General features: G+C 71.1%; 10 protein-coding genes and 1 pseudogene. All 11 read right to left on the minus strand.

Annotated features, from left to right (window positions below):
* Positions 1–34: 34 nt before the first annotated feature.
* Positions 35–697: a response regulator transcription factor gene (locus AB0N06_RS29995; RefSeq protein ID WP_366137832.1), complete on the minus strand. Its 663-nt coding sequence runs from the start codon at positions 695–697 to the stop codon at positions 35–37.
* Entirely contained in the window at positions 694–2,013 is a 1,320-nt protein-coding gene (locus AB0N06_RS30000; RefSeq protein ID WP_366137833.1) for a histidine kinase, read from the minus strand. Before AB0N06_RS30000 ends, AB0N06_RS29995 begins: the two co-directional genes overlap by 4 nt.
* 144 nt (positions 2,014–2,157) lie before the next feature.
* A complete protein-coding gene (locus AB0N06_RS30005) occupies positions 2,158–3,033 on the minus strand; it encodes an alpha/beta hydrolase (RefSeq protein WP_366137834.1) in 876 nt (291 codons plus the stop codon).
* A 109-nt stretch (positions 3,034–3,142) separates the two neighbouring features.
* Positions 3,143–4,357 (minus strand): kynureninase, encoded by a 1,215-nt coding sequence (gene kynU, locus AB0N06_RS30010; protein ID WP_366137835.1) that lies wholly within the window; start codon positions 4,355–4,357, stop codon positions 3,143–3,145.
* Positions 4,350–5,198, minus strand: a complete 849-nt coding sequence (locus tag AB0N06_RS30015; RefSeq protein ID WP_366137836.1) for a tryptophan 2,3-dioxygenase family protein — start codon at positions 5,196–5,198, stop codon at positions 4,350–4,352. The genes kynU and AB0N06_RS30015 overlap by 8 nt, the downstream gene beginning before the upstream one ends.
* Positions 5,199–5,341: 143 nt before the next feature.
* Complete coding sequence (locus AB0N06_RS30020) at positions 5,342–5,755, minus strand: DUF3151 domain-containing protein (RefSeq protein ID WP_366137837.1); 414 nt, start codon at positions 5,753–5,755, stop codon at positions 5,342–5,344.
* 56 nt (positions 5,756–5,811) lie between these two features.
* Positions 5,812–7,329, minus strand: a complete 1,518-nt coding sequence (locus AB0N06_RS30025) for an MFS transporter (RefSeq protein ID WP_366137838.1) — start codon at positions 7,327–7,329, stop codon at positions 5,812–5,814.
* Positions 7,330–7,416: 87 nt separating this feature from the next.
* Complete coding sequence (locus AB0N06_RS30030) at positions 7,417–8,583, minus strand: MalY/PatB family protein (protein ID WP_366137839.1); 1,167 nt, start codon at positions 8,581–8,583, stop codon at positions 7,417–7,419.
* Between the two features lie 88 nt (positions 8,584–8,671).
* The gene (gene fbaA / locus AB0N06_RS30035; protein WP_366137840.1) at positions 8,672–9,694 is read right to left on the minus strand and encodes a class II fructose-bisphosphate aldolase; all 1,023 of its coding nucleotides are present in this window, start codon (positions 9,692–9,694) and stop codon (positions 8,672–8,674) included.
* A 214-nt stretch (positions 9,695–9,908) separates the two neighbouring features.
* Positions 9,909–10,448 (minus strand): orotate phosphoribosyltransferase, encoded by a 540-nt coding sequence (gene pyrE, locus AB0N06_RS30040; protein ID WP_366137841.1) that lies wholly within the window; start codon positions 10,446–10,448, stop codon positions 9,909–9,911.
* Between the two features lie 128 nt (positions 10,449–10,576).
* A pseudogene (locus AB0N06_RS30045) lies at positions 10,577–10,905 on the minus strand (transposase); the annotation flags it as partial.

The following is a 10,905-nucleotide window of genomic DNA, read 5'->3' on the forward strand; positions in this document are numbered from 1 at the left end:
CAGTCACGGGCGGCCCTCAAAGGGAGCAGGAAGGTCAGGAGGGGGTGACCAGGCGGGCCTCGTACGCGAACACCGCGGCCTGCGTGCGGTCCCGCAGCCCGAGCTTCACCAGGACCCGGCTCACATGCGTCTTGATGGTGGACTCGGCGACCACCAGATGCGAGGCGATCTCCGCGTTCGACAGCCCCTGCGCGATGAGGACGAGCACCTCCGTCTCGCGCTCCGTCAGATCGCCGATCTGAGCCGGCGCGGGTGACCGCGGGGCTCCGGCGAGCCGCGAGAACTCGGTGATCAGCCGCTTGGTGACGGTCGGCGCCAGAAGCGCTTCCCCGGCCGCCACCACCCGAACACCATCGGCGAGCTGGCGCGCGGAGGCGTCCTTCAGCAGGAAGCCGGACGCCCCGGCACGCAGCGCCTGGTACACGTACTCGTCGAGGTCGAACGTGGTCAGCACCAGCACCTTGGCGGCCGCGTCGTTGGCGACGATCTCGCGGGTCGCCTCGATGCCGTTGAGCTCCGGCATCCGGATGTCCATCAGGACCACGTCGGGCCGGAGCGCTGCGGCCTGGGCGACGGCCTGCCGGCCGTCGACCGCCTCGCCGACGACCTCGATGCCCGGCATCGCACCCAGGAGCACCGAGAAGCCCTCGCGGACCATCATCTGATCGTCGACGATCAGGACACGTATGTCGTTCATGAGGTCTCGCTCCGAGTCGGTTCCTGGGCCAGGGGTACGGGGATGAACGCGGAGATCTCGTAACCGCCGTCCGCGGCCGGCTCGGCGGTCATCTCGCCGTTCAGCATCGCGACCCGTTCCCGCATCCCCGTGATCCCGTGCCCGGCACCCTGCGACGGTTTCACCGGGCCGGTCGGCGGACCGTTGACGACCCGCAGCCCGAGCCCGCCCAGCACATAGCCGATCTCGACCTTGGCAGTGGCGCCCGGGGCGTGCCGCAACGTGTTGCTGAGAGCTTCCTGGATGATCCGGTACGCCGACAGCTCGACTCCCTGCGGCAGTTCACGTACCGCGCCGGTGATCGTCTTCTCGGCCACCAGGCCGGCGTCGGCCACGTTGGCGAGCAGTCCGTCGAGTTCGGCGAGGGTGGGCTGGGGTGCGTCCGGCGCCTGGTAGTCCTCGGCCCGTACGACACCGAGAACCCGGCGCAGTTCGGTGAGAGCGGCGACGGCGTTCTCCCGGATGGTGAGGAAGGCCTGCTCCAGCTCGGGGGGCGGGTTCTCCACCCGGTACGGGGCCGCCTCGGCCTGGATCGCGACGACCGACATGTGGTGGGCGACCACGTCGTGCAGCTCACGGGCGATGGTGGTGCGCTCCTCCAGCAGCGTGCGCCGGTCACGTTCCACGGCGGTGACGGTGCGCTGCACGGTCACCTCGCGCTCCGCTTCCCGGCGGATCTGCACGACGGTCACCACGAGCAGCGCGAACGCGGAGGCCACGGCCATGGGCCCGGTGACCGCGTAGGGGTGCCAGCCGATGTTCGCCATGACGATGCCGAGCAACACGGTCAGGACCCACATCCAGGCCGCGGTACGGGGCCGGGTCCGGGCGGCGACCACGACGAGCACCACCAGATGAGCGAGGAACATGCTCGGCACCCACGGCCAGCCCTCATTGCCGAAGATGGCTGACACCGGAGTGAGCGCCATCGACATCCAGAACGCGCCGACCGGCCTGACCAGGGTCATCACGACGGCTGCCGCCGGAAGCAGCCCGGTCGTGATGATCCCGATCCCGGACCAGCCCCCAGTGCCGTCCGCCCTGCCGAAGCCGATGAGGACCGTGATCAGCGCGGCCAGCCCGACCAGCGCGTGCGGCGTCCACCCGGCCCGCGCGCGCATCCTCTCGGACAGCAGCCGGGTCAGCGCCCCGTTGGTCCGCATGGGCGCCAGCGGACGGTAGGCGAACGCATCATGGAAGAGGTCCTGCCGCAGGCCGGCTATCGCCCCTGCGGCCAGTCGGAACTCGGGACTTCTGTTCTTGGTGGTCTCGGTCACGCCCTCACGGTAGGCGGCGCGGTGCGCGACGTCGTCAGCAGTGATACGGATCCTGCGGCATCCCTCGCAAGGACTACGCGGACCCACCCGGGCGGACCGGTCACGGCCAAGGCCGCCGCCACCGGACGGCCCCGGGACCGCCTGTCACCACGCCAGCTGCGCAATCTCCTCCGCCACCACCGCACACGCATCCGCCACAGGATCGATCAACGGAAAGTGCCCGACATCCTCCAGCAGCGTCAGCCCCACCGTCTCGCCGGCCTTCGCCGCCGCATCGACGAACGCCTCCGCGACCGCCTGCGGCACCGTGAGGTCGGTGCGTCCCTGCACCAGCGCCGTGGCAATTCCCGTCGGCAGCAGCGCAGCCGGGTCGGCGTACGGGCTCCTGACCGCGAAGTCCTCTTCTGTTCCGAGCAGTTGACCCACCGCACCGGAGCAGACATCCAGCTCCACCGCCGTGGTGAAGTCGGCGATCGGCGCCAGGGCGACAACGCCGCGCAGCGGCGGCGCAGCGGGCAGCCGCCACGGCGACCCTTCCGGGAGTACGTGCCGGGCCGCTGCCCACAAGGCCAGGTGACCGCCCGCGGAGTGGCCGGTGACGACGATCCGCCGCGCATCGGCCTCCGGCAGTTGACGGGCCAGCAGTGCGGGCAGCGCGTCCATCGCCGCGGCGACGTCGTCGAACGTCTCGGGCCAACGGCCCGCGACCGGACCGGAACCGCGCTGCTGCGGGATCTCGCTGCCGCGCCGGTACTCGACATTGGCGACGGCGAACCCGCGCCGGGCCAGGAAGTCCGCGAACGGCGACACATGCTGCCGGTCGTACGGCGCCCGCCACGCACCGCCGTGCAGGAGGACCACGACGGGTGCCCCGGCCCGCCCGTCCCGCGGGGCGTAGAAGTCGATCACCTGGTCGGGGTGGTCGCCGTAGGCGGCGGTGGCATCGGGGGCGACAGCCGGATGCGAGAACGCCGACTCGGTCTCGACTGCGTCCCGATCACGCGCGGCGGAATCCGACATGCTGCTCCAACCATCCGACAGAGGTGCCCAACTGGCCTGACCAGCGGGGACGGTATCAGCACGGGACACCGCGTCCCCACGGGGATTGACCGTGGGGACGCGGCAGGCGTCACACCCCGCCGAGCGGCCCGCTCACCACCTCACCCAGCACCCGCGCAGCCCGCTCCACATCCGCGAACCCCACGTACAACGGCGTGAACCCGAACCGCAGCACATCCGGCCGCCGCAGATCCCCGACCACGCCCCGGGCGATGAGCGTACGCATCGCCGGCTCGGCGACCGCCGCGTCCACACATCGCAACGACACCTGGCTGCCGCGCTCCCCGTGCGCCCCCGGGGTGACCGGGACGACCACGCCCTCCGGCACGTACGCCCCGACGCACTCCAGGAAGAAGTCCGTCAGCGCCAGCGACTTGGCCCGTACCGCCTCGACCGACACCCCGTCCCACACCTCCAGCGCCGCTTCGAGCGCCAGCATGGACAGGATGTCGGGGGTTCCGACCCGGCCGCGCACGGAACCGTCCGCCGGAGCGTAGTCCGGCACCATCGCGAACGGGTCGGCGTGCGAGGTCCACCCCGGCAGCGGCGAGTCGAAGGCCGCCTGGTGCCGCTCGGCGACGTACAGATAGGCGGGCGAACCGGGCCCGCCGTTGAGGTACTTGTACGTGCAGCCGACCGCCAGGTCCACCCCGTGCTCGTCGAGTCCGACCGGCAGCGCGCCCGCGCTGTGGCACAGGTCCCAGACCACGAGCCCGCCCGCCGCGTGCACGGCGGCGGTGAGACCGGGCAGGTCGTGCAGCCGGCCGGTGCGGAAGTCGACGTGGTTGAGCAGGACGACCGCGGTACGCGGACCGACCGTACCCGGCACGTCCGCCGGGGCGACGGGGACGAGCCGGTGCCCAGTCATCCGGGCGGCGGACTCGGCGATGTAGCCGTCCGTGGGAAACGTCGTCGCGTCGACCAGGATCTCGTCGCGTCCCGCCGGCGCCAGCCTGCTCGCGGCGACGACTGCCTTGAAGACGTTCACGCTCGTCGAATCGCCCACCACGATCTGGCCGGCGGCGGCCCCGACGAGCGGGGCGATCCGGTCGCCGATCCGCTCGGGCGCGGTCCACCAGCCGCTCTCGTCCCAGGACCGGATGCGCAGCTCACCCCACTCGCGGGTGAGGACCTCCTGCATCCGGGCGGGTACGTGCCGGGGCAGCGCCCCCAGCGAGTTGCCGTCGAGATAGACGGTGTCGTCGAGGGTGAACAGCTTCCGAAGATCGGCGAGTTCGTCGGCGGCGTCGAGTGCCGCGGCCCGCGCGGCGAAGGTCTCAGACATGGCTGCGCGCCGTCCACAGCTCCGGGAACACATTCTTCGTGGCGCGTTTCTCCAGCCACGCGACCCCGGCCGAGCCGCCGGTGCCGGTCTTCGAGCCCATCGCGCGCCGAGTGGCGATGAGGTGGTCGTTGCGCCAGCGCCACACCAGTTCACCGACGTCGGTGAGCGCCTCGCCGAGCCGGACGAGCTCATCGTGCCGCTCGGGATCGGCGTAGATCTCCGCCCAGACGGCCTCGACCTCGGGGGACGGCTCGTACTTCTGCGTCAGGTCCCGGCCGAGCACGGCCTGCGGCACGGCGTGGCCGCGCCGAGCGAGCAGGGCGAGCACCTCGTCGTACAGACCCGGTTCGGCGAGCGCCTTCTCCAGTTCGGCGTGGACGCGGGGGGCACCCCGGTGCGGTACGAGCATGGACGCGGACTTGTCGCCGAGCAGGAACTCCATCCGCCGGTACATCGCCGACTGGAAGCCGGAGCCCTCGCCGAGTGCACCACGGTAGGAGTTGAACTGGGCGGGGGTGAGCTGGGCGAGCGGCGTCCAGGACGCGTTGAGCGCCTCGAGTTCCCGTACCGACCGCTTCAGCGCGTCGCGTGCGACCGGCAGCCGGTCCTCGCGCAGGGCGTGCGCCGCGGTCTCCCACTCATGGACGATGACCGTGAACCACAGCTCCATGACCTGGGTGGTGACCAGGAAGACCATCTCGCCCGGATCGTCGGAGCGGAGGTGCTGAAGGTGGGTCAGGACATCCGCCTGGACATAGTCCTCGTACGGAGTCGTTCCCGCGAAGTCCAGGTGCGGGGTGTCCGCACCGGTGGCTTCGGGGTCGGGGTGGATCGTCGACATCGCTGTCTCCTCGACACGAGCTTCCGGGTAGCGGTCCGCCCCTTCCGTGAGGTGATGGAGCTCCGGTCCCCTGTCCGCATCCTAAACGGAGCCCCGCAGAGCGCGATACGTCTGCGGGGCCGTGAGCAGGGCGTATGCGCTTGCTATCCCAGGATCTCGGCGGCGGTCGGCGACGAGTCGCGGAGGAACGCCGAGCAGCGCTCGTACTCCTCCTGCTCACCGATCGACTGCGCGGCGCGCGCCAGGGCGTGCAGGGCGCGCAGGAAACCGCGGTTCGGCTCGTGCTCGAACGGTACGGGCCCGTGGCCCTTCCAGCCGGCCCTGCGGAGCGCGTCGAGCCCGCGGTGGTAGCCGGTGCGGGCATAGGCGTACGACTCGATGACGCGGCCGCCCTCGAACGCCTCGTCGGCGAGCTGCGCCCAGGCCAGCGAGGAGGTCGGGTACTTCGCGGCGACGTCGGCGGGGGCGGTGCCGTTCGCGAGCAGCTCGCGCGGCTCCGGGTCGTCGGGCAGGTGGGTCGGGGGAGGCCCCCCGAGCAGGTTCTCGTGGATGGACATGGTTTCAAGTGTGCCTGGCACATGCGCCTCGGGGGTAGCCGGGCACCGCCGAGCGGTCAGGCCCGGCCCGGGTCCCCGTTCTCGTCCCGCGCGGGCTCCAGGGGAGGTGCCGCGAAACCGCAGTGCACGGTGCATTCGGGACGCGCCTTGCTCTTCCGGGCCGCGGGCGGTGTCCGTACGGTCGCCCAGGCGATCACCGAGCCCAGCACCATGAGCCCGGCACACATCGGCATGGCCCGCCGGAAGGTCGCGGCGAACTCAGCGGCGTCGCGGTACGCCTCCGGCCCCATACCGGCGAGCAGCGGCAGTGCGGCCACGGCGATCAGGCCGGCGGCACGGGCGGCGGCGTTGTTGATCCCGCTGGCCAGCCCGGCGCGCGCGGTGTCGACGGAGGCGAGGACGGTCGCGGTGAGCGGCGCCACCAGGGTGACCAGGCCGACGCCGAGCACGGCGACGGCAGGCAGCACGTGCTGTACGTACGCGGAGACGGAGGCGTCGCCGGGCCCCACCCGCAGCATGAGCAGCATCCCGGTGGCGGCGAGCAGCGGTCCGACGGTGAGCGGGATACGGGGGCCGATGCGCTGCCCCAGCTCGCCCGACGAAGCGGAGAAGAGCAGCATCAGCACCGTGGTCGGAAGGAGGGCGGTTCCGGCGCCGAGGGCGGAGTACCCGGCCACGACCTGGAGCTGAATCGCGGAGAGGAAGAAATAGCCGCCCAGCGCCGCGTACACGCAGAGCGTGACGATATTGACGGCGGTGAACTGGCGGGACTCGAACACCGACGGCGGCAGCATGGGGTTCGCCCGCCGCCGCTCCACCTGCACGAACGCCACTCCGAGCAGAACTCCGCCCACGGCCGTCCCGATCACGGCGGCGGACGTCCCCTGCCGGGGAGCCTCGATCAACGCGTATGTCACCAGGGCCAGAGCCAGCGCGCCGAGCACGGCCCCCAGAACATCGAAGCGCCCCTGCGCGTGCGGGTCCCGCGACTCCGGTACGTGCCGCAGCGCGACCGGCACACAGATCGCGGCGACCGGCGCATTGATCAGAAACACCCACCGCCACCCCGGCCCGTCGACGAGCCACCCTCCGACGAACGGCCCGATCGCGGCCCCCACCCCGCCGAAGCCGGACCACAGCCCGACCGCGCGCGCCCGGTCGTCCGGGTGAAAACTGGCCTGGATCAACGCCAGCGAACCGGGCGTGAGGAGCGCCCCGCCGACCCCCTGAAGGGCCCGGGCCGCAATCAGCACGACAGCATTCGGCGCGACGCCGCACAGCAGCGAGGCGGAAGCGAACCACACCACCCCCACGACGAACACCCGCCGCCGCCCGTACCGGTCCCCGAGCGCCCCACCGAGCAGGATCAGCCCGGCAAGGGTCAGCAGGTAGGCGTTGACGGTCCACTGGAGAGCCGCGAGATCGGTGCCGAGGTCCTTGCCGATACGGGGCAGGGCGACATTGACGACGGTGGAGTCGACCATGGCCATGGCGGACCCGAGGACGGTGGTCAGAACGACCCAGCGCCCGGGTGCGGAGGCGGCACGGATCTGACCGGCAGGTGTCTCGCCCATGCGAGCAGCATCCCCGGTCCGGGCGGAGGTGGCCAGTCCGGGGCGGGCACCTGCCGGACACGGCGCCATGCGCCCGCACCGCCAGGATCAGCGCACCGCCCCCAGCGCCCTGATCAGCGCCTCGACGCCCGCCTCCACCTTGCTGCGCGGGCACCCCACGTTCAGACGCAGGAAGCCCTCCGCGCCGTACACCGCCCCCGGCATGATCGCGACCTTCTCGCGCTCGATCAGCGCCCGCTGCAGCGCCTCGTCGTCCACACCCAGCGGGCGCAGGTCGATCCACGCCAGGTAGCCGGCCTGCGGCGGTTCCCAGGACAGTTCGGGAAAGGCCGTGTTCAGGCGTTCCGCGACCCGTGCCAGGTTGTCACGGACGTACGCCCGGACCGCGTCCAGCCACTCCCCGCCCTCCCGGTACGCGGCTATGTGCGCGGTCAGCGACAGGACCGCCGGGGAGGCGAGCCCCTCCGCCGTCTCCATGCGCCGCAGGAACTCCGTCCGGTCCACCGGGTCGCCGATGATGCCGTACGAGCCGGTCAGCGCCGGGAAGTTGAAGGCCTTCGAGGCGGACGTGATCACCGCCCAGCGGCCCCCGCCCGCGTCTGCCACGCGCGCCCACGGCACATGCCGATGGCCCTCGTGCACGAAGTCCGCGTGGATCTCGTCGCTGATCACCGCGACCCCGTGGCGCGCCGCCAGCGCCGCCGTCTCGACGAGCTCCGGCTCCGTCCACACCCGGCCGGTCGGGTTGTGCGGCGAGCACAGCACCAGCACCTTCGCGTCGGGGCGCGCCAGCTCCCGCTCCAGCGCCTCCGTGTCGCCCACCGGCACGCCGCGCAGCTCCCGGCCGAGACCGGTGATCGCCTTGCGGAAACCGTCGTACGTGGGGGTGTGGACGACGACGCCGTCGCCCTCGGCCGTCCACATCTGGAGAAGCTGCGAGAGCTGGCTGAGCACCGACGGGGCGTAGACCAGCCGGCCGGTGTCCAGCTCGGTGCCGTACCGGGTCCCGTACCAGTGCGCTATCGCCGACCGGAAGTCGTCCTGCTGCCAGCTGGTGTAGCCGAGGACGCCGTGGTCGAGGCGGGTCCGCAGCGCGGTCAGCACCTCCGGCGCGGTCTCGAAGTCCATGTCGGAGATGGTGAACGGGAGGAGCCCGTCGACCCCGAACCGGTCGGCGACTCCGTCCCACTGGACACACCAGGTGCCCTTGCGGTCGACGACGGTGTCGAAGTCATAGCGTGCGCTCGCCTGCACCAGTGCTCCTTCTGCTCGTTCGCGGACGTGCCGTGGGCCCGGCACCCCCAGGGAGTACCGGGCCCACGGCCGCTGTTCGTGCCTGCTGCTACTTCAGCTTCGTGCCGGTGGACCGCAGGTTGGCGCAGGCCTCCGTGACGCGCTTGGCCATGCCTGCCTCGGCGGACTTGCCCCAGCTGCGCGGGTCGTAGACCTTCTTGTTGCCGACCTCGCCGTCGACCTTCAGCACACCGTCGTAGTTGCGGAACACGTGGTCCACGATCGGGCGGGTGAAGGCGTACTGGGTGTCGGTGTCGAGGTTCATCTTCACGACGCCGTTCTCCAGCGCGGTGGTGATCTCCTGCTCGGTGGAGCCGGAGCCGCCGTGGAAGACAAAATCGAACGGCGACGACTTGCCGTACTTGGCGCCGACGCCCTCCTGGAGGTCCTTCAGCAGCTCGGGACGGAGCACGACGTTGCCCGGCTTGTAGACGCCGTGCACGTTGCCGAAGGACGCGGCCAGCAGGTAGCGGCCCTTCTCGCCCAGACCGAGCGCCTCGGCGGTACGCAGCGCGTCGTCGACGGTGGTGTACAGCTCGTCGTTGATCTCGTGCGTGACGCCGTCCTCCTCGCCACCGGTCGGGGTGATCTCGACCTCAAGAATGATCTTGGCAGCGGCGGCCTTGGCCAGCAGCTCCCGGCCGATGGCCAGATTGTCGGCGAGGGTCTCGGCCGAACCGTCCCACATGTGGGACTGGAACAGCGGGTTCAGGCCCTTGGCGACGCGCTCGGCAGAGATGTCGAGCAGCGGACGTACGTAGCCGTCCAGCTTGTCCTTGGGGCAGTGGTCGGTGTGCAGCGCGACCGAGATGTCGTACTTGGCGGCGACGATGTGCGCGAACTCGGCGAGGGCAACGGCGCCCGTGACCATGTCCTTGTTGTGCTGGCCGCCCAGAAACTCCGCCCCACCGGTGGAGATCTGGACGATGCCGTCGCTCTCCGCCTCCGCGAAGCCGCGCAGTGCAGCGTGCAGGGTCTGGGTCGACGTCACATTGATGGCCGGGTAGGCGAACTTGCCAGCCTTCGCCCGGTCGAGCATCTCGGCGTAGACCTCGGGGGTTGCGATGGGCATCTGTCCGCTCCTTGGGATGTGCGGGTGTGCGTTGCTGATTCCCTGACCTGGGGGCGACGTCATCGTCGCCCCCATCTTCCCAGACTCTCGCTCCGGCTCCACCTGGCGGACTCCCCCGACGTTCGGGCCGGGCCGCAGGAGGCATACGACGAGGGCGGACGGTTTCACGTGAAACCGTCCGCCCTCGAAGAAAATCGCAGGTCAGGCCAGGCGATCAGGCCAGGCCGAGGTCCGACACCGTGTAGGCGTGGACGTACGGGAGACCTGCCTCGGCAATGGCCCCAGCCGCACCCCGCTCCACGATCGTGGCGACGGCGACGACCTCGCCACCGGCCTCGCGTACCGCCTCCACAGCCGTCAGCGGCGAACCGCCGGTCGTCGAGGTGTCCTCGACGACCAGGCAGCGGCGGCCCTTCACGTCCGTGCCCTCGATCCGGCGCTGCATCCCGTGCGCCTTCTGCGCCTTGCGGACGACGAACGCGTCCATCCGCTCCCCGCGCGCGGCGGCAGCGTGCAGCATCGACGTGGCGACCGGGTCGGCGCCCAGGGTCAGCCCGCCCACGCAGTCGTAGTCGAGCTCGGAAGTCACGTCCAGCATGACCTGACCGACCATCGGAGCAGCCTCGCCGTCCAGCGTGATGCGGCGCAGGTCGATGTACCAGTCGGCCTCGCGACCCGAGGAAAGGGTCACCTTGCCGTGCACCACGGCCTTGTCCTTGATCTGCTGGAGCAGGTCAGCGTGTACGTCAGTCATGACTACGAGCTTAGACCGACAGGGACTGGGCTCCCGACGCCCTGTGACGCCGCTCGCTGATCCACTCCCCACCTACGTGCGCGGCCTCTAAGCTTGATCTTTAAGGCTGCTGCTCGGCCCCGCCGCGTCTAGGCATATCCGTTTTGCGCTGTTTCTTGCCGACTGGGGTGGCGGGGTGCGGGTGTGGAGGTGCGGCCCTTGGGGCGGCCTGGACCGGGGCGGGAGGCTTTTGGTGCGCGAGCTGGAGTGCCCACGGTCCGTCGGATGCGGGGATAGCCCCGCCGGACCCGGCCCGGGGTGAGCTGATCCGGCGTCAGGGGCTTCTCCCAGGGCCGCCGGAGGTCCTCGGCCAGGGGCCGGGCGAGACGGAGTTGCGTGTAGGCGGCGAGGATCAGCCACACCCACCGGTCGGCCTGTTCGGGGGTGCGCAAGCGGGGTCGGGTCAGGCCGAGCGTCT

It is taken from the genome of Streptomyces sp. NPDC051020, from assembly GCF_040683105.1.
In the GTDB taxonomy this organism is placed as follows: Bacteria; Actinomycetota; Actinomycetes; order Streptomycetales; family Streptomycetaceae; genus Streptomyces.

Bases quoted from the DNA above. Each gene is read 5' to 3' on its own strand.
- AB0N06_RS29995 (WP_366137832.1), bottom strand. From the start codon at position 697: ATGAACGACATACGTGTCCTGATCGTCGACGATCAGATGATGGTCCGC.
- AB0N06_RS30005 (WP_366137834.1), bottom strand. From the start codon at position 3,033: ATGTCGGATTCCGCCGCGCGTGATCGGGACGCAGTCGAGACCGAGTCG.
- kynU (WP_366137835.1), bottom strand. From the start codon at position 4,357: ATGTCTGAGACCTTCGCCGCGCGGGCCGCGGCACTCGACGCCGCCGAC.
- AB0N06_RS30015 (WP_366137836.1), bottom strand. From the start codon at position 5,198: ATGTCGACGATCCACCCCGACCCCGAAGCCACCGGTGCGGACACCCCG.
- AB0N06_RS30020 (WP_366137837.1), bottom strand. From the start codon at position 5,755: ATGTCCATCCACGAGAACCTGCTCGGGGGGCCTCCCCCGACCCACCTG.
- AB0N06_RS30025 (WP_366137838.1), bottom strand. From the start codon at position 7,329: ATGGGCGAGACACCTGCCGGTCAGATCCGTGCCGCCTCCGCACCCGGG.
- fbaA (WP_366137840.1), bottom strand. From the start codon at position 9,694: ATGCCCATCGCAACCCCCGAGGTCTACGCCGAGATGCTCGACCGGGCG.
- pyrE (WP_366137841.1), bottom strand. From the start codon at position 10,448: ATGACTGACGTACACGCTGACCTGCTCCAGCAGATCAAGGACAAGGCC.